The organism is Pseudomonas sp. HN2 (assembly GCF_020736465.1).
GTDB classification, from domain to species: Bacteria; Pseudomonadota; Gammaproteobacteria; order Pseudomonadales; family Pseudomonadaceae; genus Aquipseudomonas; species Aquipseudomonas moraviensis_A.
Genome location: NZ_CP085885.1, coordinates 482,772 through 505,402 on the forward strand (window position 1 = coordinate 482,772; position 22,631 = coordinate 505,402).

Annotated in this window: 17 protein-coding genes and 1 pseudogene; 4 read left to right on the forward strand and 14 right to left on the reverse strand. The window is 60.9% G+C overall.

Annotated features, from left to right (window positions below; genetic code table 11):
- Positions 1-23 precede the first annotated feature (23 nt).
- Genes LIS66_RS02110 through LIS66_RS02135 form a run of 6 tightly spaced genes read right to left on the reverse strand, consistent with a single transcriptional unit; the run spans position 24 to position 4,272 of the window.
- On the reverse strand, positions 24-1,703 hold the full coding sequence (locus tag LIS66_RS02110; protein WP_227973515.1) for an acyl-CoA synthetase family protein: 1,680 nt from the start codon (positions 1,701-1,703) through the stop codon (positions 24-26).
- Complete coding sequence (locus LIS66_RS02115; RefSeq protein ID WP_042608716.1) at positions 1,700-2,245, reverse strand: membrane protein; 546 nt, start codon at positions 2,243-2,245, stop codon at positions 1,700-1,702. The genes LIS66_RS02110 and LIS66_RS02115 overlap by 4 nt, the downstream gene beginning before the upstream one ends.
- On the reverse strand, positions 2,242-2,496 hold the full coding sequence (locus LIS66_RS02120; protein WP_016772026.1) for an acyl carrier protein: 255 nt from the start codon (positions 2,494-2,496) through the stop codon (positions 2,242-2,244). Before LIS66_RS02120 ends, LIS66_RS02115 begins: the two co-directional genes overlap by 4 nt.
- A gap of 9 nt (positions 2,497-2,505) precedes the next feature.
- Positions 2,506-2,781, reverse strand: a complete 276-nt coding sequence (locus LIS66_RS02125; protein WP_039756723.1) for a phosphopantetheine-binding protein — start codon at positions 2,779-2,781, stop codon at positions 2,506-2,508.
- Positions 2,759-3,571 (reverse strand): lysophospholipid acyltransferase family protein, encoded by an 813-nt coding sequence (locus LIS66_RS02130; protein ID WP_042608718.1) that lies wholly within the window; start codon positions 3,569-3,571, stop codon positions 2,759-2,761. The genes LIS66_RS02125 and LIS66_RS02130 overlap by 23 nt, the downstream gene beginning before the upstream one ends.
- Positions 3,547-4,272: a beta-ketoacyl synthase chain length factor gene (locus LIS66_RS02135; protein ID WP_227973516.1), complete on the reverse strand. Its 726-nt coding sequence runs from the start codon at positions 4,270-4,272 to the stop codon at positions 3,547-3,549. Before LIS66_RS02135 ends, LIS66_RS02130 begins: the two co-directional genes overlap by 25 nt.
- 356 nt (positions 4,273-4,628) lie before the next feature.
- On the opposite strand from LIS66_RS02135, the gene LIS66_RS02140 reads away from it, so the two are divergent.
- Positions 4,629-5,399, forward strand: coding sequence for a ParA family protein (locus LIS66_RS02140; protein WP_024011296.1), 771 nt, complete (start codon positions 4,629-4,631; stop codon positions 5,397-5,399).
- 133 nt (positions 5,400-5,532) lie between these two features.
- Here the strand turns inward: LIS66_RS02140 and trxC are convergent, their stop codons facing one another.
- Positions 5,533-5,967 carry a thioredoxin TrxC gene (gene trxC / locus LIS66_RS02145; RefSeq protein WP_227973517.1) on the reverse strand — a complete coding sequence of 145 codons (435 nt, stop codon included), beginning with the start codon at positions 5,965-5,967 and terminating at the stop codon, positions 5,533-5,535.
- Between the two features lie 200 nt (positions 5,968-6,167).
- Here trxC and LIS66_RS02150 point away from each other — a divergent pair, with 200 nt between their 5' ends.
- Positions 6,168-6,557 carry a helix-turn-helix domain-containing protein gene (locus LIS66_RS02150; RefSeq protein WP_042608722.1) on the forward strand — a complete coding sequence of 130 codons (390 nt, stop codon included), beginning with the start codon at positions 6,168-6,170 and terminating at the stop codon, positions 6,555-6,557.
- A 6-nt stretch (positions 6,558-6,563) separates the two neighbouring features.
- On the opposite strand, the gene selO is transcribed toward LIS66_RS02150, so the two are convergent.
- From selO to LIS66_RS27870, 5 genes and pseudogenes are all read right to left on the reverse strand, one after another.
- Complete coding sequence (selO, locus tag LIS66_RS02155; protein WP_227973518.1) at positions 6,564-8,027, reverse strand: protein adenylyltransferase SelO; 1,464 nt, start codon at positions 8,025-8,027, stop codon at positions 6,564-6,566.
- Between the two features lie 48 nt (positions 8,028-8,075).
- On the reverse strand, positions 8,076-11,429 hold the full coding sequence (gene mscK, locus LIS66_RS02160; protein ID WP_083354048.1) for a mechanosensitive channel MscK: 3,354 nt from the start codon (positions 11,427-11,429) through the stop codon (positions 8,076-8,078).
- A gap of 34 nt (positions 11,430-11,463) precedes the next feature.
- On the reverse strand, positions 11,464-13,206 hold the full coding sequence (locus tag LIS66_RS02165; RefSeq protein ID WP_042608725.1) for a potassium/proton antiporter: 1,743 nt from the start codon (positions 13,204-13,206) through the stop codon (positions 11,464-11,466).
- Positions 13,207-13,528: 322 nt separating this feature from the next.
- On the reverse strand, positions 13,529-14,401 hold the full coding sequence (locus tag LIS66_RS27865; RefSeq protein ID WP_371919857.1) for a methyl-accepting chemotaxis protein: 873 nt from the start codon (positions 14,399-14,401) through the stop codon (positions 13,529-13,531).
- A gap of 30 nt (positions 14,402-14,431) precedes the next feature.
- Positions 14,432-15,154: pseudogene (locus LIS66_RS27870) on the reverse strand (MCP four helix bundle domain-containing protein); the annotation flags it as partial.
- Positions 15,155-15,431: 277 nt separating this feature from the next.
- On the opposite strand from LIS66_RS27870, the gene LIS66_RS02175 reads away from it, so the two are divergent.
- Positions 15,432-15,662, forward strand: coding sequence for a hypothetical protein (locus LIS66_RS02175; protein ID WP_227973519.1), 231 nt, complete (start codon positions 15,432-15,434; stop codon positions 15,660-15,662).
- A complete protein-coding gene (locus tag LIS66_RS02180) occupies positions 15,659-15,961 on the forward strand; it encodes a cell division protein ZapA (protein ID WP_064363216.1) in 303 nt (100 codons plus the stop codon). The genes LIS66_RS02175 and LIS66_RS02180 overlap by 4 nt, the downstream gene beginning before the upstream one ends.
- Before the next feature lie 183 nt (positions 15,962-16,144).
- Here the strand turns inward: LIS66_RS02180 and LIS66_RS02185 are convergent, their stop codons facing one another.
- Positions 16,145-17,947, reverse strand: coding sequence for an acyl-CoA dehydrogenase (locus LIS66_RS02185; protein WP_227973520.1), 1,803 nt, complete (start codon positions 17,945-17,947; stop codon positions 16,145-16,147).
- 311 nt (positions 17,948-18,258) lie between these two features.
- On the reverse strand, positions 18,259-22,212 hold the full coding sequence (gene putA / locus LIS66_RS02190) for a trifunctional transcriptional regulator/proline dehydrogenase/L-glutamate gamma-semialdehyde dehydrogenase (RefSeq protein ID WP_227973521.1): 3,954 nt from the start codon (positions 22,210-22,212) through the stop codon (positions 18,259-18,261).
- Positions 22,213-22,631 lie beyond the last annotated feature (419 nt).

Below are 22,631 nucleotides of genomic sequence, written 5' to 3' on the forward strand. Positions count from 1 at the left end.
GGAATACATCCCCTCGCCACAGGTTATGCATTGCCAACTCCTAGCAGGATTCGGCCGCTGGAACAGGTCGCCGTGTCATTGCGATAAGCGAAATACAGTTTGCTGCGATCCGGATCGAAACGCAGGTGTAACTGGATTTCATCGCCGGGGCGCACCAGTTGCTGGAACTTCAGCACTTCCATGCCGGCAAACGGGCCGGTCAGGTTGAGCAATTGGCGACCCAGGTTCAATGCCCATTCCACCTGCACCACACCAGGCAAAACCGGCGCCTTGGGGAAGTGCCCGCTGAAGTAGGCCAGGTCCGGCGGCACGCTGAGTTGCAGGCTCCACTCACCTTCGGTTTCGCTTTGTTCCAGCACTTCGGGCGCTTTTGGTCGTGCGGCCAAAAGCAACGCTTCGACGTCGGCTTGCGCCAGTTTGCCCTGGCTGTTGAATGGCATTTGCCGCAGCAGGCGCCAGCGTCGGGGCAGGGCGAGGGCTTCGCAATGCTGGCTCAGATGTTTGCGCAGTATTTCGGTCAGGCCACGGCGGCCGTGCTCGCGCAGGGCGAACAGGCCAGATTCGCTGAGTACCAGCAGCGCACCGAGCGAGGCGCGGTTTTCCTGCACGACACCGAGGCGCGCTTCAGCGACCCAGTCGTGATCGATCAGAGCCTGTTCGAGCATCGGCAGCGAGATGCGTTTTTCTTCCAGTTTGACGATGCGGTCCAGCCGCCCCAGCAGTTCGAAGCGACCGTCAGCGGCAATGCGCGCGGCGTCGGCGCTGTGTTCGATGTGGCCGGCAGGCAGATAAGGCGAGGCGATCAGCAGGGCGCCGTCGCTGTCCTGGCTCAGTTCGACGCCGGCGAACGGCTGCCATAACGACTCGCCCTGGCGCCAGGCGATGCCGCCGGTTTCCGAACTGCCGAGGATTTCCGTCGGCCATTGCTGCAAGCGCTGTTGCAGACTTTGCGCGGCCTCCAGCGGCAACGCGCCACCGGAAGAAAATACCCGGCGCACGGCCCTCAAGGCCGGCCAGTCGAGGTTGTCGCCCATGCGCTTGAGCAGCGCCGGGCTGGCGACCCAGGCAAAGGTCGGGTGCTCGCGGCTGGCGCGCTGCAAGTCTTCGGAAAACGCCAGTTGCCGGCGCACGAATGGACGTCCGGCGCACAACGGCCACAACACGCGAAACAGCAGACCGTAGATGTGCTGCGTGGCGACACTGCCGATGATGCAAGCCTCACCGAGGTCTGCGCCCCACAGCTGCTCCAGCGCTTCGACTTCATTGGCCAATTGACGCAGGGTCTTGTCGATGCGCTTGGGCTCGCCGCTGGAGCCGGAGGTGCACAGGCTCAGTCGGCATTGATCGAGATCCAGTTCGGCGCCGGGTAAACCCGGTTGAGTGTAATCATCGAGCTGCGCGTCGCCCGGCTGATCGGTCAGCCACAGATCGACTTCAGGGGACCAGCGCTGGCGCGTCTGTGCTTGCAGGTCTGCCGGCAGCAACACGCTGACGCCGGCGCACCACGCACCAAGCAGGGCGATGGCGAGGTCGGCGGCATCTTCCAGGTGCACGGCCAGGCGTTTCACGCCTTGGCCTTGCAGGCCAGCGGCAACGCTCAGGGCCTGCGCGTGCAACTGCGCGTGATCGAGAGCCGGCGCCTGGCAGATCGCCCGTTCCGGCAGTGCCTTGAGCAAAAGCTGCTCAAGTTTTATCCAATTCATGTACGGCCTCTTACCCGTTGTCGTATCAGCCATTCAATGGCAAACATCAGGCCGATCAATCCATAGGAGATCAGGCCGGTGTACAACATCCACCAATCCAGCGGCGCCCACAGGGTGAGGAGGGCGGCGCACAAACCGTTGCAGAAGAAAAACACGCTCCAGGCCAGCGTGACCTTGCGTGTGTAGCGAACGGCAACCTCCGGCAGCTCCGGCTCGCGCAAGCGCGCCAGACGCTCGACCATCGGCGGGCCGTATTTCAGGCTCACGCCGAACAGCACCAGCATGAACGCGCTGATCAGCACCGGGTACCAGCGCAGCAATTGCGGGCTGTCGAATACCGCCAGCAACAGGCAGAACGCGATCGCTACGCAGGCCATCCACAGGCTGCCGGGCTTGCGTTCGCCGGTCAGGGCGCGCGCCAGCCACAGGCTGCCCAGCAGCAGTGCAAATTGCCACGGGGCGAAATGCTCCATGCCGAAATACACCGCGAAGGGGTACAGCAGACCGGCCAGCAGCAGGCCCAGGCCGATCAGTCGGCTCATGCGGCCGGTTGAACCAGACGGAACACCGCCTCGACCACGTCACCGACTGTGCGCACTGATTTGAATTCTTCGGCGGCGATCTTCTTGCCGGTCTGGCGTTTGATGTGATCGATCAGGTCGACGGCGTCGATGCTGTCGATTTCCAGATCCTGATACAGATTGGCGTCCATGCTTACACGGGCCGGATCCAGTTCGAACAGCTCGACCAGGGCATCGCGCAGGGTGTTGAAAATATCGTCACGAGTTTGCATGGTCCGGTCTCAAGCTGCCTGTTTTGCCGTGACGAATGCCGCAAGGCTGGCCACGTTGGTGAAATGGTTGCGGGTGTCTTTGGCATCGGCGTCAATCTTGATGCCGTATTTTTTCTGGATCGCCAGGCCCAGTTCCAGTGCGTCCACGGAATCCAGGCCGAGGCCTTCGCCGAACAATGTCTGCTCGTCGCCGATGTCCTCGGGGCTGATGTCTTCGAGGCCGAGGGCGTCGATGATCAGCAGTTTGATGTCACGCACCAGGCTAGCGGTGTTCAGTTCGCTCATCTGCGGCGAGCTCCTTAATGAAATAGTCATGCAAATAATCGTTGAGCTTGCGCGAGGCCTGCGGTGCGGGGCCTTGCGCGGCGAAGGTCTGTGGGTCTATATCGGCCCCCACGCGAAAACTGAAGTGCACGCGGCGATGGGGGATGCGATACCACGGCTCGGCTTTGGTCAGGGTGGTCGGGCTGACCTTGATGATCACTGGGGTAACGATTTTCGCACCGCGCAAGGCAATCGCCGCCGCCCCCCGATGAAAGGCCGGCGCCTGCCCGGGCCGGGTGCGCGTGCCTTCGGGGAATATGATCAGGGTCTGGCCGTCCTGCAACGATTGCGCAGCGGCATCGAGCATATCCATGCTGCCGTCATTGCTGATGTACTCGGTGCGGCGCAGCGGGCCACGGGTGAACGGGTTTTCCCAGAGAGTCTTCTTCACCACGCAATTGGCGTGGCGCACCAGACCGATCAGAAACACCACATCGATCAGCGACGGGTGGTTGGCGATGATCATCTGCCCCGGCCGGCCAAGTCGTTCGGCGCCCTCGATGTCGTAGGTGAGCACGCCGGTGCGCGCCATGAACCGCACGAAAAACCAGAACAGTCGGCTGACCGTACGCCGGGCGCGCAGGCGATGTTCAAGTGCGTCACCGGGCAGGCAACCGAGCAGCGGAAATACCAGCAGGCGCAGGCACAGCCCGCCGAGCCCGAACAGGGCGAAGCTCGCAGCAGTGGCCAGCAGGCGCCAGTAATAGGCGTCGCGGTGTTTGGCGGTCACGGGTTGCGATGCCAGGTCCATACACGATTTTTCCACGCATGTTGGCAATCAGGTTGCTGGCCGAGCAGGGTTCGCAGCAGGTTGAGCGCGTGCGGCCAGTGCGCCTTTGACCGGGTTTCGCTGCTGCTGTTCAGGGTCAGCCGCCAGTCGGTACCCGGCGTCAGCAACAAACCGAGCGCGTAAGGGAACGGCACATCATCGACCCACTGTGAGTACGCCTCGGGTGGCTGCTCTTCGGTGATCACCAACAGCACCGCCGTGGCGCCTTCAGCAAGCAGTGCCGCCGCTTCGAGCATGCCGTGTTCCAGACCGTCGCCAGCGGCAGCGAGGGCGGTCATTTCGCTGGTTTCGCCGCGCATGATTGACCACAAACCGATGATCGCGTTATGCACCGAAAGGCTGAACTGGGTCGGCGACAGAGGCTGTTCGGTGGCCAGATCGCGGAGGATTTCAAACGTGCGAGGGGTTTCACCGTGCCGCGAGACGAATACCAGCGGCAGATTGTTCCTTCCGTCGGCCAGCGGCCAGCCAACGCTGAAGGCCATCCGCGCCAGACGGCTGAGGCGGCGGCGCTGCATGGCCGGCAGAAACGACACATCGGGCGCGGCATCACTGCTCTGGAGCACGACCGGTTGTCGGCTCCAGGCCTGCCAGGCGTCCACGCTGTCGAGCCCCGGGGCCCACGCGCGCCATTGGGCGATGTTGAAGTTGATCACGGACATTCATCCCGCCCCTGCGGGCTTTCGTTGACGCGTTGAGTCGCCAGCGCCGCAGCAGGCTTGGCTTGGCGCAGGGCGCCGGGTGGCGCGCATTATCCCGGTGCGACGGGTGTGTAGCAAATGTTGGTTACATTTTGCCCAACAAAATGTACCGAGCGGTTCGTCAGGTGGCTATCACTTGGCCATTATCCATATTCCCCGCGGCCTGTCTGTCAGGAGTCTCTGCGATGGCTGGCGGTTTTTTCCATGGCTGAGCGTCGATATTTACACCTGACGGCGTAGTCCATGTCCGTGAAGGTAGCGAAGCGCAGTCACCGGCAACTACACTCGGTCATTCTTTGATACACGGAGGTTTGGTCATGCGGCGCGTGGTGTTCAATCAGAAAGGTGGCGTAGGCAAATCCAGCATCGCCTGCAACCTGGCGGCGGTCAGCGCCAGCGAGGGTTATCGCACGTTGTTGGTCGACCTCGATGCCCAGGCCAATTCCACTCAGTATCTGACCGGGCTCACTGGCGACGACATCCCCATGGGCATCGCCGATTTCTTCAAACAGACGCTGTCCTCAGGGCCGTTCTCGAAAAAGAATCAGGCGGACATCTACGAAACGCCGTTCGACAACCTGCACATCATTACCGCCACTGCCGAGCTGGCCGATCTGCAGCCCAAGCTCGAGGCGAAACACAAGATCAATAAGCTGCGCAAGTTGTTGGACGAGTTGTCCGAAGACTACGACCGCATTTATCTGGATACCCCGCCAGCCCTGAATTTCTATGCGGTATCGGCGCTGATTGCGGCGGATCGGGTGTTGATTCCTTTCGACTGCGACAGTTTCTCGCGTCAGGCGCTGTACGGGTTGATCGCCGAAATCGAAGAATTGAAGGACGACCACAACGAAGGCCTGGAAGTCGAAGGCATTGTGGTCAATCAGTTCCAGGCGCGGGCCAGCCTGCCACAGCAGATGCTCGATGAGCTGATCGCTGAGGGCTTGCCGGTGCTACCGGTGTATTTGAGCAGTTCGGTGCGCATGCGCGAGTCGCACCAGGCCAGCATGCCGCTGATCCACCTCGATCCACGGCACAAACTGACGCAACAGTTTGTTGAACTGCACAATCTGCTGGAAGACCACTGATTCCCCGAATGACACGCAAATTCCTAATGTGGGAGCGAGCCTGCTCGCGAATAGGCCGGCACATTCAATATCAGCGCTGAATAATCGGCCGCCTTCGCGAGCAGGCTCGCTCCCACAGGGTGATCTGGTTCTTTCAGATGCCTTGGCTACGCAACCACGCCATCAACTGCGGCAACGGAAACGCACCACTCTGGCGCGCCACTTCCCTGCCGTTTTTAAACAGAATCAGACTCGGAATCGAGCGAATTCCCAACTGTGCCGACAACTGCTGGTTCGCCTCGCTGTCGAGCTTGGCCAGTCGACACTTGCCCGCCAACTGCACCGCGGCCTGTTCAAACACCGGCGCAAACGACTTGCACGGCCCGCACCAGTCCGCCCAGACATCTACCAGCAACGGCAGATCACCCTTGATCTGACTGGCGTAATCGCCTTGTTTGAGCTCGAAGGGTTTGCTCAACAGCACCGCAGATTTGCAGCGTCCGCATTTGGGCTGGTCAGCCAGGCGCTCGGCGGGGATGCGGTTGAGGCCGTTGCAGGTGGGGCAGGGGATGAGAAGTGGGGTGGACATAATGGGCTCTCGGGCAGGAAGTCTTTGAAGACTGATCTGGAGTCGAAGTCGCGATTATCAAGTAATTGTTCTGTAGGTCACGACCTTCTTTATTTGAGGAAAGCGCCTACGCATATCGGTGGGGAGGCTGACTATCTGGAATTTATCGAGTCGGTAATCTTGTGCAGCCCTCAACGATATATCTCTTGGACTTCCGTGCAATGACCACCAAGACTGTGAAACGCTTTTCCCTCTCCGAGCTTTTGCGTAGACCGGAAGACGAAGACGACTACGACGCTCTGGTATCGGCAATTGACGAACTGCTGGAAATTACCGGCGATGATGAGTCGCACCCGTTGATGAGCTTGGTGGACATCATCGGTGACTGGATCGAGGAATGGGATCGCACCCATCACCCCATGGCTAAGGCAAGTGGCGAAGAGGTTCTCGGTTACATGATGCGCGAGCACGGCCTGACCCAGAGCGATTTACCGGGTGTTGGTACTCAATCGGTTGTCTCGGAGATTTTGAGCGGTAAGCGCAAGCTCAACTTGCGCCAGATTCGCTGGTTGGCCGAACGTTTCAATGTGCCTATCGACGTGTTCACCTGACCTTGCTCACGACGAACAACTGATCTCCAAATGCTTGCCCCACTCCGGTGGCCGCTCGGCGTAACCTTCCATTCCCGGCTGTTCCTCGAACGGCTTGCTCAACACCGCATGCAGGCGGCGTACTTCGGTGTAGTCGCCTTGCTCGGCAGCATCAATGGCTTTCTGCGCCAGGTAATTGCGCAGGATGTACAGCGGATTGACCGCGTGCATCCGCGCGCGGCGTTGTGCCTGATCGGCATCGCCGTCGCGGGCCACCCGGGCGACGTAGCGTTCGCCCCAGGCATCGAAACCCTTGATATCGACGAAGTCATCGCGCAGGCAGGCAATGGCCTGTTCGGCTGAATCTTCACCGAGGCGGCGGAAGAACAGCGTGTAGTCGACTCCGCTGTTCTGCATCAGTTGCAGCAGGTTTTCCAGCAGTTGCTGGTCATCGTCCTCGGCGGTGGTGAAGCCGAAGCGGCGACGCATCAGGTCGAGATAGTGCGCCTGGAACAGCGGCAGGTACAGGCCGAGGGTTTCACGCAGGGCCTCGACGCTGATGAACGGCGTCAGTGCCTGGGCGAGGGCGCTGAGGTTCCACTGCCCGACCGGCACCTGATTGCTGAACGAGTAGCGGCCCTGATCATCGGAGTGGTTGCAGATGAAATGCGCGTCGAAGTCATCGAGGAAAGCGAACGGGCCGAAGTCGAAGGTGATGCCGAGGATCGACATGTTGTCGGTGTTCATCACGCCGTGGCAGAAGCCATAAGCCTGCCACTTGGCGATCAGTTCGGCGTTGCGCTCGACGATCTCGCGGAACATCGCCAGATACGGTTCCGGTTGCTCAAGGCATTCGGGGAAGTGCATCGCCAGCACATGCTCAGCGAGCTGTTTCTGCTGCTCGGGGCGTTTGGTGTAGTAGAAATATTCGAAGTGGCCGAAGCGGATATGGCTCGGCGCCAGGCGCAGCACCATCGCCGCGCGTTCCTGCTTTTCACGCCAGACGGGCGTGTCGGAGCCGATCACGCAGGCGGCCCGGGAAGACGGAATGTTCAACGCGTATAGCGCTTCGGAAGCGAGAAATTCGCGAATCGAGGAACGCAGCACCGCGCGGCCATCGCCCATGCGCGAAAACGGTGTTTGTCCGGCGCCCTTGAGGTGCAAGTCCCAATGCTCGCCGGCGTTGTTGTAGACCTCGCCCAGCAGCAGACCGCGGCCGTCACCCAGTTGCGGGGTATAGCCGCCGAATTGATGCCCGGAATACACCATCGCTCGGGGTTCGGCGTCGGCCCAGAGTTTGTGGCCGCCGAACAGTTGCGCGAATTCTTCGGTTTCGGCGCTGGCCTCATCGAGATCCAGCAGAGCCAGGGCGGCCGGGCTGGCGACCACCAGACGCGGGTTGTCGATCGGCTCCGGCAGTACGTGCGCAGAGAACGCGTCGCCGAGACGGGCGAAGCGGTTGTCGAAAGTCAGTTCGTCGAGGGCTTTCACGGGCCGGCTCCAGCAGAATGTCCGAGCATTCTGCTGGGATCATGACGGTTAGTCGAGTTTGCCCGGCGGCGGTTCCGACAACGGTTTCTGCCCGTCGACGACCGGCACGATGGTTTTGTTCTCCGGTTCCACCGGCACCATCTTGTATTCCTGGCCGTGCAGATTCTTCAGGTAAACCTCCATCTGCCGGAACGAGATGTTGATGTGCTGCTTCTTGAACTCGCGGTTGATGAAGCGGTTGACCTCGTCGAGCACCGGGTTACGGTCACCCAGATCGCGCACATGCATGCGCAGTTCGTGGTCGAGGGTGCTTTCGCCGAAGTTGAGGAAGTACACGTGCGGCTCCGGCTCCTTCAGCACGCGCGGATTCTCCCGGGCCGCCTTGAGCAGCAACTCCTTGACCAGATCCAGATCCGAGCCGTAGTCGACGCCGAGCTTCAGCGTGACGCGGGTGATGGTGTCGGTCAGCGACCAGTTGATCAGTTGCCCGGTGATGAACGTTTTGTTCGGGACAATGATGTCCTTGCGGTCGAAGTCGGTGATGGTTGTGGCGCGGATGCGGATCTTGCTCACCGTGCCCGACAGGTTGCCGATGGTGATGGTGTCGCCGATCCGCACCGGGCGTTCGAAGAGGATCATGATGCCGGAGATGAAGTTGGCGAAGATCTCCTGCATACCGAAACCCAGACCCACCGACAGCGCCGCCACCAGCCATTGCAGCTTGTCCCAGCTGACGCCGAGGGTCGACAGGGTGGTGACAAAACCAACGCCGGCAATCACGTAGGACAGCAGCGTGGTTGTCGCATAAGCGCTGCCCTGGGCCAGGTTGAGCTTGGACAGGACGAACACTTCGAGCAGGCCGGGCAGGTTGCGCGCCAGAGCGAAGGTAATGCCGATGATGATCAGCGCGCCGAGCATGTCGCCGATGCTGATCGGCACCATGCTCATGTTGGCGCCGGTGCCGCTGGTGTATTCGTAGAGGGTGATGTTGTCCAGATACGAGAACACCGAAATCAGGTCCGACCAGACCCAGTACAGTGCCGCGATGAAACCGCCGAGCAGGGCCAGACGGATCAGGCGCAGGGACTGTTCGTTGACCTTTTCGATGTCCAGCGTCGGCTCTTCGATCACCGCTTCGCCGTCGCCGGCCTCTTTCGCTGCCTGCCGTTTCGCCAGCGCGCGCTGATAGGCCAGACGCCGCGCGGCAACGCTCAGGCCACGCACGAAGGTGGCTTCGATGACCAGCCAGAACATCAGCAGGTACAAGGTGTTGATCAGGCGGTCGCTGAGTTTCAGCGCGGTGTAGTAGTAGCCGAAGCACACCGCAACGAACAGGGCGATCGGCAGCAGAGTGAACATCACTCCGACGGCTTTGCGGAACAGCGAAGCATTCTGGTGCGTCGGGCTGCTGATCAACAGGCGACTGAGCAGCCACGCCATCAAGGCGTAGCAGGTCAGCACCACCGGCATGCCAAGCACGTCATCGGCCAGCGCCGCCGGTTGCAGTTCGGCAACCGCCACCACCGCGACCAACGCCATCACTACCAAGCCGAGTCGACGTACCCAGCCCTGAAGGAACTCGACCTGCGGTTTCTCCCAGCGGAAGTGCAATTCCGCCACGCCGCCGGGCGCAAGGATCCGGTAAGCGGTGTAGAACACCAGCCAGGCCTGCCCCATCTGCAACAGCGCCGCGCCCATATTGGCGTTCTGCCCGCGCGCGTCAATCTGCAGGGCCAAACCGCACAGCGCCAGACCCAGCGCCACCGGCATCGCCAGCAAAATATTGATCAGGATTGCCTGCGGCGTGTGCCATTGGCTGTCGCGCTTGAAGTGGCCGATGTCCTGGTGAACCTTGTTGAGTCGTCCGTACAGGGCCTTGCGGCGCCACAACAGGGCGCCGATCAGCAGCGCCAATGGCAGAAACAGCAATGGCCGCTGGGTCAGGCCGTCAGTCAGTTCGCTCAGGCTCGACGCCCACGGCAGGGTGTTTACCTGTCGCTCGAGACGCTCGGGCACACCGCGCATCCATTCCACATCCAGCGGCTTGTTGCTGGGGATCCAGAACATCTGTTCGTCGAGGGTCGCGCGCAGGCTCTGCGCAGTGCTGAGCAATTGTTTCTGATTGAGCTGCAGGGTGATCGACTCATTGAGCATCGCGCTCAATTCGCGGTTCAGCCGCTCGAGCAGATCGGCGCGAGTGTTGGCCAGATCGAGCAGGCTCTTGCGCAACTGCGGAGTGACCTGCTCCGGCGGCTGCGTGGCCAGCAGATTGTCGACATAGGTCGCCGGGTTGCTGAGCAGTTCGCGTTGCTGGCTGACGTCGAATTGATAGAGGCGAATATCGGCAATCTGGTCGGCGAGGTCGCGGTCGACCTTCAAATGGGGAAGTGCCTGTTTTTGTTTGTAGAGAATCTTGGACAGGAGCAGGCTGCCCTTCAACACGTTGATCTGCTCGTCCAGCGCTGAATCGCTCTGGGTCAGGGTGTCGAGTTGCTGTTTGGTCTGCAGGTTCTGCTGCGTGACTTCGTTGAGACGGTCGGTGCTCTTGAGCAAATAGTCGGAAAGCTTGAGGTTGGTTGCACTCTCGCTCGCCAGCAGGCTGCTGCCCCCGGCCTTCTGCGCTTCGATCGATTGCTGAGTAACGGTTTCCTGCGACTGCGCCAGACGCTTCTGGTTGATCAGGGTCTGCAGTTCCTGGATTTCGCGGTCGAGGCGATCGGATTTCTCCGAGAGCAAGTCATGCTGGGCGTTGCCCAGATCCTGCAATTGAGTGTTGCCGGCCAGTTCCTGACGGCGCAGCGGAATCAACGCATTGAGTGCGGCCAGTTCGGCATTCAACTGGTCGCGCTGTTCGGCGGTGACCGTTTTGCCGGTGTCCTTGCCGGATTTGAGGATGGTGTTGATCTGCTGGATGCGCGTCTGGCTGGCGGAAATCTCTGCCTGAGCACGTTCGGGACGAGTCTGCGCGGTGATGATCAGGCTGTTGGCTTCGGCCAGGGCTTTTTGCAGATCGCTTTGCTGGGTCGAGCGATCGGTGAGGATCTGCTCCAGTTGCTGGATCGACTCCTTCGGAAAACGCTGGGCTACCGGCACCGGCGCGGTAGCCTTGAGGCGGCTCAGTTCGCGGGTGTTTTCAATCGTCAGCTTCGGCGCATTGGCCAGCTGACGCTTGAGATCGATCAGCTTCTGCTCGTAATCACGCTCGTTATTGAGCTGATTGAGGGTGTTCTGCAGGACGGTCTGCAAAGTCTTCTTGTCGGCGTCCGGCAGTTTGCTGTCGGCCAGCTTGTCGAGGCTGGCCTGCACGGCGTCGCTGGACGGTGGTTCGGCAGCATGCAGCGGGCCGACGACAAGACTGAGGCCCAGCAGGGCCGCGGCGAAAAAGGAGCGCAGGGTAGGCATAGAGACCGGTCAAGCAAGTGAGAGTGGAGGCAGTTTAGAGGAAGAGTCCGGGGCCCGGGCGACTTCCTTCGGGGAATCTGACGCCCACTTTGCCGATCTTGTTCCCGTCCATGACCGCGACCGTCCAGTGGGTATTGTTCCACTCCACCTGGTCACCGACGATGGGTGCGCCCCCTACTTTCTGGGCGATGAACGCCCCCAGCGTCATGTCCGGATCGATGCCTTCGGCCGGCAAGCCATACAGCGCTGCAACCGCTTTAAGCTGGGCGTCTCCTTCAAGCACGAAGTCGCCGAAGAAACGCAGGTCGAGGCCGCGTTGCGGCGCCTGGCTGAACAGTTTGCCGAGGGCCGACAAGTTGTGTTCATGGCCAATAACACACAGCAAATCATCGACTTCCAGCACCGTACTACCCGACGGATGGAGCAGTTGCTGGCCACGAAACAGTGCCGCGATGCGTGTGCCTTCGGGCATTTTCAGTTCACGCAGGGGCGAACCGATGCACCATTTCTCGGCGCCGAGCTTGTAAACGAACAGTTCCCACTCGCTGGTCACGTGCACTTCCAGCGCCGCCCGGGAGATCGGCGCGGGTTCTGGCGGCACCGTCACCTTGAGCAGCTTGGCCACCCACGGCAGGCTCGTGCCCTGCACCAGCAGCGACACCAGCACGATGAAGAACGCGAGATTGAAGTAGAGCTGCGCTTGCGGCAGCCCGGCCATCAGCGGGAATACCGCGAGAATGATCGGCACCGCGCCGCGCAGACCGACCCAGGAAATAAAGGCTTTTTCGCGACCGTGGAAGGCCTTGAACGGCAGCAGACCGACCATCACCGACAGCGGCCGCGCGAACAGGATCATCCACAGCGCCAGACCGAGGGCGGGCAGGGCGATCGGCAGCAGATCATGGGGCGTGACCAGCAGCCCCAGCACCAGGAACATGCCGATCTGCGCCAGCCAGGCCATGCCGTCGAGCATGTGCAGAATGCCGTGGCGGCTGCGCACCGGGCGGTTGCCGATCACCAGACCGCACAGGTACACGGCGAGAAAGCCGCTGCCATGCAGGGCGTTGGTCAGCGCGAACACCACCAGGCCGCCAGCGATGATCAGAATCGGATAGAGGCCGGCGGCGAGGTTGATGCGGTTGACCAGTTGCAACATTACCCAGCCGCCGCCCAGACCGATCACGCCACCAATGCCGAATTCGCGGATCAGGTGGGTCAGCAGGCTCCAGTGCAGGCCGGTCTGGCCACTGGCGAGCATATCGATCAGGGTAACGGTTAGAAACACCGCCATCGGGTCGTTGCTGCCGGATTCGATTTCCAGGCTGGCGGTGACCCGCTCGTTCAGCCCTTTGCCGCCGAGCAACGAGAACACCGCAGCGGCGTCGGTCGAACCAACGATGGCGCCGATCAGCAGGCCCTGAATCAGATTGAGGTCGAACAGCCACGCCGCGGCCATGCCGGTCAGCCCGGTGGTGATCAATACACCGACCGTGGCCAGCGACAGCGCCGGCCATAACGCCACGCGAAAACTCGACACCCGCGTGCGCAAACCGCCGTCGAGCAGGATCACCGCCAGAGCGAGGTTGCCGACCAGATAGGCCGTCGGGTAGTTATCGAAGATGATCCCGCCACCATCGACCCCGGCACTCATGCCGACCGCGAGGATGATGACCAGAATCGGAATGCCGAGACGTGAAGAAAGCGAGCTGACAAGAATGCTTGCGCCTACCAGCAACGCGCCGATCAAGAACAGGCTGTTGATGGTCGTCGCATTCAAAGGCAGTACTCCAGAAGCGTAAAGACGGGGGCACAAACTGACCATGCAGTCTGCGTGCCAGCGATTCTAACCTGTTGAAATGTGATGCTGTCAAAAAGCTTTTCAGGGTGGCATCAGGATTTGCGGCAGGCGGACGATTGCGGCCCTCACCCTAGCCCTCTCCCAGAGGGAGAGGGGACCGACCGCGTTGATCATGCGAGATACATCGACCTGAAGTTCCTGAGTCGAACTCAGGTTTGAACAGCACAGAGATCTGCTCCCTTTCCCCCTCTCCCTCTGGGAGAGGGCTGGGGTGAGGGGCTTTTGACCTTGATCTCAAAATTTACAGGCTGAACCGCCCAACCATATTGTTCAGATCCAGCGCCAACCGCGACAGCTCGTTGCTCGCCGCACTGGTCTGACTCGCGCCGGTCGCCGATTGCACCGACAGATCACGGATGTTGACCAGATTGCGGTCGACTTCCCGCGCCACCTGCGCCTGCTCTTCGGCGGCGCTGGCGATGACCAGGTTGCGCTCGTTGATTTCGACGATGGCGCTGTTGATCGTGTCCAGCGACATCCCCGCGCCTCGGGCGATGTTCAAGGTCGATTCGGCGCGCTCGGTGCTGTTGCGCATCGAATCCACGGCGTGTTCGGTGCCGCTCTGGATGCTGCCGATCATGCGTTCGATTTCGCTGGTCGACTGTTGAGTGCGATGGGCCAGCGCGCGCACTTCGTCCGCCACAACGGCGAAACCACGACCGGCCTCACCGGCGCGGGCCGCTTCGATCGCTGCGTTCAATGCCAGCAGGTTGGTCTGGTCGGCCAGGCCACGGATCACGTCGAGCACCTTGCCGATGTCGCGGGATTCATTGGCCAGGTCGCCGATCAGCGAAGCCGTGCTCTGCACATCGGCGCTCATGCGTTCGATGGCGCTGACGGTTTCCTGCACCAGATCACGACCGTCGCCCGCCGAAGTGGTGGCGTTTTTCGAGGCTTCCGAAGTGCTGACCGCGTTGCGCGCGACTTCTTCGACGGCACTGGTCATCTCGTTGACGGCAGTGGCCGCCTGCTCGATTTCGTTGTTCTGCTGGGTCAGGCCGCGAGCACTTTCGTCGGTGACGCTGTTCAACTCTTCAGCGGCGGAGGCCAGCTGCGTGGCCGACCCGGAAATGCGCTGCAGGGTGTCGCGCAGCTTCGATTGCATCTTGGCCATCGCCGCCAGCAGGCGCCCGGCTTCATCTTCGCCATCGACATGGATCGGCTGGGTCAGGTTGCCTTCGGCGATGGTTTCCGCCGCTTCGAGTGCCTTGGAAATCGGTTTGGTAATGCTCACGGTCAGCAGCCAGGCGAACAGCAAGGTCAAGCCGCTGGCGATCACCAGCAGAGTGACGACCAGATCGAACGACATCGAGTACTGATCCTTGGCGCCCTGATCGGTTTCGGCGATCTGCTGGGTGTTGATTTCCAGCAAACGCGCCAGCGCGGTATTCACCGCTTCCGAATTGCTCAGCAAATCGCTGTTGAGCATCTGCCGCAACTCGTCGACCTGATTGTTGCGCGACAGGGTTTTCATGCGCTCTTCAAGCTGACGGTACTGCGCCAGCAACTGCACGTACTGATCGTACGCCGCGCGTTCCTGCGGACCTTCGATCAGCGGCTCGTATGCACGCTGCGCATCGCTGATCTGGCGGTTACGCAGGTCGAACAGTTCGATGGTTTTCTGCTGCACATCGGGTTCGCGGTTGATCAGCAAGCGGTAGGACAGCACGCGAAGGCGCAGGGTCAGCTGGGTGAATTCGTCGAGGGCCTTGATCGATGGCACGCTGGCGGTGGCGATGTCTTCGCCGGCCGCGCGGATCTTGCTCATCTGGTTCAGGGCAAACACGCCGAGAATCAACATCAGGCCGCCAATCAGGGCGAAGCCGGTGAACGCCCGTGGGGCGATATTCATATTGCGGAGGGACATGGGCGGATACCGAAAAGGGCCGCATCCATGCGGGCTGAGACTGCTGTATGGGTGACTTATCGGTCATACGACTAAAGTCTTGAGGTGGTGTGCGTATTTGTCGCAGACGGCTCTGTGCGACGAAGTGCAGGAACCAGATCGACCAATCACAGTCTTTTAAACTCGCGAGAAGCTTCGCCACCCAGGCAAATCAAGGCCTTGCGTCGGTTTAACCCTGGCATCCGTGGTGACTTTTCTTTATCGTACGCGCCCTTTGAAAAACGCTTGGAAGATCAAAATGTTGGAAGCATCCCTCAGCCAATTGGAACAGCTCGTCAGCGACCTGGTGCAACAGAACCAGACACTCACGCAGACCAACCAGACCCTGTCCACGGAACTGGCCCAGGCCAAGGATGAAAACGAAAACCTGCAACTGAACCTGATGGAGCAGGAAGAAAAACACGGCGCCACCGCCGCGCGCATCCAGGCACTGGTCGATCGCGTCAACGCAGGTCCCGTCAGCGCATGAACCACGGCACAGCAGGGGTAAAAGTCATCTCCATTCTCGGCGAGGACTATTCGATCAAGGCACCGGCCGGGGAAGAACAGACCCTGCTGGATGCGGCGATGATGCTCAAGGCCGCGCTGGAAGACACCAAGCGCAAATACCCGACGCTGATCGGTGACCGTTTGCTGGTGCTGGCCGCGATGAATCTGTGCTCGCAGCAGATTGAAATGAAGAAGCAGCACAAAGAAGAACTCGACCGTTATCAAGAGCAAGTCAGCGCCACGGTCGAGACCATTGCCAAGACGATCAATCAGGGTTGATCGGGTTGCTGGCGTGCAGATGAGTGGATTCACGCTGGGCTGATGTGTCGTCAGCCCCGGCCCTTTCGCGGGCAAGCCTGCTCTCACAGTTATCGTGGTGATTCACTGGGTGTGTGAACACCACCGAACCCTGTGGGAGCAAGCCTGCTCGCGAAGGGTTTGAAGCACTGAACAGCTTTCGGATCAGAACCACTCCTCGCGCATCGTCAGGCACGTATCATCCCGCGCCTCCAGCAAGTCCAGCTCATGCTGGCAGCCCGGCACTTCCCACGTCAGGAAGTACCGAGCCGCCTGCAACTTGCCCTTATAGAAATCGACATCCGCCGCACACCCTTTTGCCAGGCCTTCCTCAGCGCGAATTGCCTGTTCCAGCCAGCGCCAGCCGATCACCGCGTGGCCGAACACTTTCAGGTACAGCGCCGAGTTCGCCAGGCTGCTGTTGACCTTGCCCTGGGCCAGATCGGTGAGCAGGCCGATGGTTACGGTTTGCAGGCGGGCAACGAGTTTTTCCAGCGGTTCGCGCAGTGCGCTCAGCGAGTCGTACGCGGTCGCGCGTTGCGCGGTGTTGGCGATCAAGCGAATCAATTGCTTCAACCCGGCGCCACCGTTCTGCGCCAGCTTGCGTCCGAGCAAATCCAGCGACTGGATACCGTGGGTACCTTCGTGGATCGGGTTCAGGCGGTTGTCGCGGTAGTACTGCTCCACCGGGTATTCACGGGTGTAGCCGTGACCGCCAAGAATCTGGATCGCCAGTTCGTTGGCCTTCAGGCAGAACTCCGAGGGCCAGGATTTGACGATCGGCGTCAGCAGGTCCAACAGTTCATGCGCCTGCTTGCGTTCGGCTTCGGTCTCCAGCGTCGTGGTGTCATCGAACAGCCGCGCTGCATACAGGCCAAGATCGAAGGCACCTTCGACGTAGGATTTCTGCGTCAGCAGCATGCGTCTGACATCCGCGTGCTGAATGATCGCCACCGGCGCCGTGGTCGGATCCTTGCTGTCCGGCACCCGACCCTGCGGCCGCTCGCGCGCGTACTCCAGTGAATACAGGTAACCGGCATAACCGAGCATGACCGCGCCCATGCCGACGCCGATCCGCGCTTCGTTCATCATTTGGAACATGTAGCTCAAGCCGTGGTGCGCCTTGCCTACCAGATAGCCGACGCACTCACCGTTATCGCCGAAGTTCAGCGCGGTAGATGTGGTGCCACGCCAGCCCATCTTGTGGAACAGCCCGGCGAGCAGCACGTCGTTGCGCTGCCCGAGGCTGCCGTCGTCGTTGACCAGAAACTTCGGCACGATGAACAGCGAAATACCTTTCACTCCCGGCGGCGCGTCAGGCAGTTTGGCCAAGACCATGTGCACGATGTTTTCCGAGAGCGGATGATCACCGCCGGAAATGAAAATCTTGTTGCCCTTGAGACGATAGGTGCCGTCGGATGCGGGCTCGGCGCGGGTACGAATATCCGACAGTGACGAACCGGCATGGGGCTCGGTCAGGGCCATGGTGCCGAAGAAGCGGCCGTCGATCATGGGTTGCAGGAAGCGCTGCTTCTGCTCTTCGCTGCCGAAGCTTTCGATCAGGTTCGCTGCGCCCATGGTCAGGAACGGGTACGAAGTCGATGCGGCGTTTGCCGACTGGAAGTGCGCGAAGCAGGCTTGCGACAGCAGGGTGGGCAGTTGCATGCCGCCGGCTTCGAAACTGCGTGCGGCGTTGAGAAATCCCGCCTCGAGGAAGGCATCCACCGCCGGTTTCACTTCGGGGATCAGAATGGCCTGGCCATCTTCATAGCGCGGCTCGTTTTCATCGCCCTTGCGGTTGTGCGGGGCGAAATACTTTTCGGCGATGCTGCGCGCGGTGCCGATCGCGGCGTCGAAAGTCTCGCGATTGTGCTCGGCAAAGCGCTCACGTCGAGTCAGGCCCTCGGCATCAAGGACTTCGTACAGCTCGAAAGCCAGATTGCGGGAACTGAGCAGGGTCTCGGACATGGCGGCTTACCTTGAGATTGAGGTTGGGCCGAGTCTAGGTGTGCTGATGAAGGCTGAACAGGATGATTGATGAGCGTGATGCAGAAGCAAAAGATCGCAGCCTTCGGCAGCTCCTACATTTGGAATGCGGTTCCATGTAGGAGCTGCCGAAGGCTGCGATCTTTTGATCTTCTGTGGGAGCGAGCCTGCTCGCGAAAGCGGTGGCTCAGGCAACATCGATGTCGACTGGAACGCCGTCTTCGCGAGCAGGCTCGCTCCCACAGGGTATTGCGTACCAGGCGACCATTGCGGTCGCTTGGATTTACAGCGGTTTAACCGATGGTCATCAAGCTGGCATTACCCCCCGCCGCAGCGGTGTTGACGCTCAGTGCCCGCTCGATTACCAGACGCTCCAGGGCAATGTTGGTCTCGCCCTGGGACAGGCCCTGAACCCCAACGATCGCGCCGCCGCGCTGGGCAATCTGCTGGCAGACGCCGCGCAACTGGTCGGAATGGCCGTGATGCAGCACGGCATCGAACACCACCTCGTCCTTGTTCCAGTCGGCAACGCGCTTGATCCGCGCCTGGACTTCCTTCGGCAGACGGGCGAACAAGGCCTTGGTCTGCTCGGATTCCGGCCATACCGCCGAACCGCCCACCGCCAGCACCGCGGCCAGTTGCGTCAACAGATCATCTTCAACCTCCGCGAGGCACAGTACGTGCTCGCGCGGCAGGATCGCGTAGCTGTTTTTCTCGCCGGTCGGACCGGCCAGCACGCGGGTGATGCCGCTCTGAGATTGCGCCGCGTATTGCACGCACAGGGTGCTCAGGTCGGCGAACTTGTTGTTGTCGGCCCAGGCTTTCAGAGCGTTCAACGATTGGCTCATGGCATCGCGCAAGCGCACGTCCGGGGCAACGATGGCGTCACCGCGGGCGAAGGATTGTTCGATGGCGTCAGCAGGACGCGTCGACAGCAGGCGGTACAGATACAGCGGGCCGCCGGCTTTCGGGCCAGTACCCGACAGGCCTTCGCCGCCGAATGGCTGCACGCCGACCACGGCACCGACGATGTTGCGGTTGACGTAGACGTTACCGGCGTTGACGTTGTCGATCACCTTGGCGATGGTTTCGTCGATGCGCGTGTGCACGCCCAGCGTCAGGCCGTAACCGGAGGCGTTGATCTGACCGATCAGTTGATCCAGCTCTTTGCGCTTGTAGCGCACCACGTGGAGCACCGGTCCGAAGATCTCGCGTTGCAGTTCGTCGAAGCTTTCCAGTTCGATCAGAGTCGGCATGACGAAGGTGCCGCGCTTGACCTCTTCGCTGTCGGCAATCGCTACCTGGTAAACATTGCGGCCTTTATCGCGCATGCCCTGGATGTGCTTGTCGATGCCAGCCTTGGCTTCGGCGTCGATCACCGGGCCGATGTCCACGGACAGGCGCTCCGGGTTACCGAGGCGGCTTTCAGCCATGGCACCCTTGAGCATTTCGATGACGCGATCGGCGGAATCTTCCTGCAAGCACAGTACCCGCAGGGCCGAGCAACGCTGGCCGGCACTGTCGAAAGCCGACGACACCACGTCGATCACAACTTGTTCGGTGAGTGCCGAGGAGTCGACGATCATCGCATTCTGGCCACCGGTTTCGGCGATCAGCGGAATCGGCCGGCCCTGGCTGTCGAGGCGCCCAGCGATGTTGCGTTGCAGCAGGCGCGCGACTTCGGTCGAACCGGTGAACATCACGCCTTTGACGCGCTCATCACCTACCAGACCAGCGCCGACCGTTTCACCACGCCCCGGCAGCAGTTGCAGCACGCCTTCCGGAATCCCGGCTTCGAGCAGCAAGCGCACGGCTTGCGCGGCGACCAGCGGGGTTTGCTCCGCAGGTTTGGCCAGTACCGGGTTGCCGGCAGCCAATGCCGCAGCGACCTGGCCGCTGAAGATCGCCAGCGGGAAGTTCCACGGGCTGATACATACCACCGGACCCAGTGGGCGGTGGGCGTCGTTGCTGAAATCGTTGCGCGCCTGCACTGCGTAATAACGCAGGAAGTCGACCGCTTCGCGGACTTCGGCGATGGCGTTGGCGAAGGTCTTGCCGGCTTCGCGAGCCAGCAGGCCCATCAGCGGCTGGATTTCACCTTCCATCAAGTCAGCGGCACGTTCCAGAATCGCTGCACGTTCGGCCGGCGGCGTGGCCTGCCAGATCGGCGCTGCGTTCAGCGCGCACTGAATGGCGTTGTCGACGTCTTCGACGGTGGCTTCCTGCACGTGACCAACCACATCGCGGTGATCGGCCGGATTCAGCACGGCAACCGGCGTTTCGTTGCTGGACGCGCAACCGAGCATCGGCGCGGCCTTCCAGTCGTTATGCGCAGTGGCGAGCAGAGCGCAGGACAGCGAAGCCAGACGATGTTCGTTGGCCATGTCGATGCCGCTGGAGTTGGCACGCTCGGCACCGTACAGGTCACGCGGCAGCGGAATGCGTGGGTGCGGCAGACCGAAACCACCTTCCACGGTCGCCATCTGCTCGATCTGCGCCACCGGATCGGCCACCAGTTCCTGAATCGAAATCGACTGGTCGGCAATGCGGTTGACGAACGAGGTGTTGGCGCCGTTTTCCAGCAGACGACGCACGAGGTACGCCAGCAGGGTTTCGTGGGTGCCGACCGGAGCGTACACGCGGCACGGACGGTTCAGCTTGCCCTCGGATACTTTGCCTACAACCTGTTCGTAGAGCGGTTCGCCCATGCCGTGCAGGCACTGGAATTCGTACTGGCCCGGGTAATAATTCTGACCGGCAATGTGATAGATCGCCGACAAGGTGTGGGCGTTGTGCGTGGCGAACTGCGGATAAATGACTTCCGGCACCGACAGCAGTTTGCGTGCGCAAGCGATGTAGGAAACGTCGGTGTACACCTTGCGGGTATAGACCGGATAGCCTTCCAGGCCTTCGACCTGGGCGCGCTTGATTTCGCTGTCCCAGTACGCGCCTTTTACCAGACGGATCATCAGGCGATGACGGCTGCGACGGGCCAGATCGATCACGTAGTCGATCACGTACGGGCAACGCTTCTGATAAGCCTGGATAACGAAACCTATGCCGTTCCAGCCAGTCAGTTGCGGCTCGAAGCACAGACGCTCGAGCAGATCCAGCGACAGCTCGAGGCGGTCGGCTTCTTCGGCGTCGATGTTCAAGCCGATGTCGTATTGCTTGGCCAGCAGGGTCAGCGACAGCAGACGCGGGTACAGCTCGTCCATGACGCGCTCGTATTGCGCACGGCTGTAGCGCGGGTGCAGCGCCGAGAGCTTGATGGAAATGCCCGGACCTTCATAAATCCCACGACCGTGGGACGCTTTGCCGATCGAATGGATCGCCTGTTCGTACGACGCCAGGTATTTCTGCGCGTCGACTTCGGTGAGTGCCGCTTCACCGAGCATGTCGTAGGAATAACGGAAGCCCTTGGCTTCGAACTTGCTCGCATTGGCCAGTGCTTCGGCGATGGTTTCGCCGGTGACGAACTGCTCGCCCATCAGGCGCATGGCCATGTCGACGCCCTTGCGGATCATCGGCTCGCCGCTCTTGCCAATGATGCGGCTCAGCGAAGAAGTCAGGCCGGCTTCATTGTGAGTGGAAACCAGTTTGCCGGTCAGCAGCAGGCCCCAGGTCGCCGCGTTGACGAACAGCGAAGGGCTGTTGCCCAGGTGCGGATGCCAGTTGCCGGTGCTGATCTTGTCGCGGATCAGCGCATCGCGAGTGCCCTTGTCGGGGATACGCAGCAGCGCTTCGGCAAGACACATCAGCGCCACGCCTTCCTGGGACGACAGGGAAAATTCCTGCAGCAGGCCCTGAACAATACCGGCACGACCGCCGGCACTCTTCTGGTTACGCAGTTTTTCCGCGATGGTCGCGGCGAGTTTGTTGGTGGCTTCGGCCATTGGAGCCGGCAGGCGCGCCTGCTCGATCAGCATCGGCACCACTTCCGGCTCAGGACGGCGGTAGGCCGCGGTGATCGAGGCACGCAGAACCGATTGCGGCAGGATGCTTTCGGCGAATTCGAGGAAACATTGGTGAGCGTGATCGGTCTGCACTTCGCCTGCGTCATCGGCATCTTTGGCGGTCAAACCGTTCAACTCGGTCAGGGTTGCACCACCCTCGAGCTTTTCCAGGTAATTGAAAATTGCCTGTTTGATCAGCCAGTGCGGCGTGCGATCAATCGAGGTTGCGGCAGCCTTGAGGCGCTCGCGGGTCGGGTCATCAAGTTTGACCCCAAGGGTGGTGGTAGCCATATTTTTATCCTCATGGTTGCCACAGTTGCGTGGCATCAGCTGGCCGCAAGATTAGCCGTGCGCCGAATGAGGTGCAACCGGGTGCAACCCTTTTTTTGTCGGAATAATTCGCAGCTCGTCAGGAATTAATTTCTGGTACGAAAGTGCCGCTCCTGCTTGGTGCTTTTGCTTCTAGCAACGACCGCTGACTGCCACAAAAGGGAGCAAAAACACGCTGCTCTTCGAATATTCCGACTAGGTGCAACTGATTCTGGCGAAACTGGTTGCACCTTATTTGCTTTGTTGCATAGCATTCGCCGCCAAGGTGCAACCGGGAATAACCCGGTGTACCGGCTGATGGCTTTCCTGGGGAAACATCAGTCTTAAATGCGCGGGATCCCGGATCGTCTGCCAAACGTCGTCGTTTGCGAGCGGTTCAC

Excerpts from the sequence above, each read along its gene's own strand:
- LIS66_RS02110 (WP_227973515.1), bottom strand. The coding sequence starts at position 1,703 with ATGAATTGGATAAAACTTGAGCAGCTTTTGCTCAAGGCACTGCCGGAA.
- LIS66_RS02115 (WP_042608716.1), bottom strand. The coding sequence starts at position 2,245 with ATGAGCCGACTGATCGGCCTGGGCCTGCTGCTGGCCGGTCTGCTGTAC.
- LIS66_RS02120 (WP_016772026.1), bottom strand. The coding sequence starts at position 2,496 with ATGCAAACTCGTGACGATATTTTCAACACCCTGCGCGATGCCCTGGTC.
- LIS66_RS02125 (WP_039756723.1), bottom strand. The coding sequence starts at position 2,781 with ATGAGCGAACTGAACACCGCTAGCCTGGTGCGTGACATCAAACTGCTG.
- LIS66_RS02130 (WP_042608718.1), bottom strand. The coding sequence starts at position 3,571 with ATGGACCTGGCATCGCAACCCGTGACCGCCAAACACCGCGACGCCTAT.
- LIS66_RS02135 (WP_227973516.1), bottom strand. The coding sequence starts at position 4,272 with ATGTCCGTGATCAACTTCAACATCGCCCAATGGCGCGCGTGGGCCCCG.
- LIS66_RS02140 (WP_024011296.1), top strand. The coding sequence starts at position 4,629 with ATGCGGCGCGTGGTGTTCAATCAGAAAGGTGGCGTAGGCAAATCCAGC.
- trxC (WP_227973517.1), bottom strand. The coding sequence starts at position 5,967 with ATGTCCACCCCACTTCTCATCCCCTGCCCCACCTGCAACGGCCTCAAC.
- LIS66_RS02150 (WP_042608722.1), top strand. The coding sequence starts at position 6,168 with ATGACCACCAAGACTGTGAAACGCTTTTCCCTCTCCGAGCTTTTGCGT.
- mscK (WP_083354048.1), bottom strand. The coding sequence starts at position 11,429 with ATGCCTACCCTGCGCTCCTTTTTCGCCGCGGCCCTGCTGGGCCTCAGT.
- LIS66_RS27865 (WP_371919857.1), bottom strand. The coding sequence starts at position 14,401 with ATGGCCAAGATGCAATCGAAGCTGCGCGACACCCTGCAGCGCATTTCC.
- LIS66_RS02175 (WP_227973519.1), top strand. The coding sequence starts at position 15,432 with ATGTTGGAAGCATCCCTCAGCCAATTGGAACAGCTCGTCAGCGACCTG.
- LIS66_RS02180 (WP_064363216.1), top strand. The coding sequence starts at position 15,659 with ATGAACCACGGCACAGCAGGGGTAAAAGTCATCTCCATTCTCGGCGAG.
- LIS66_RS02185 (WP_227973520.1), bottom strand. The coding sequence starts at position 17,947 with ATGTCCGAGACCCTGCTCAGTTCCCGCAATCTGGCTTTCGAGCTGTAC.
- putA (WP_227973521.1), bottom strand. The coding sequence starts at position 22,212 with ATGGCTACCACCACCCTTGGGGTCAAACTTGATGACCCGACCCGCGAG.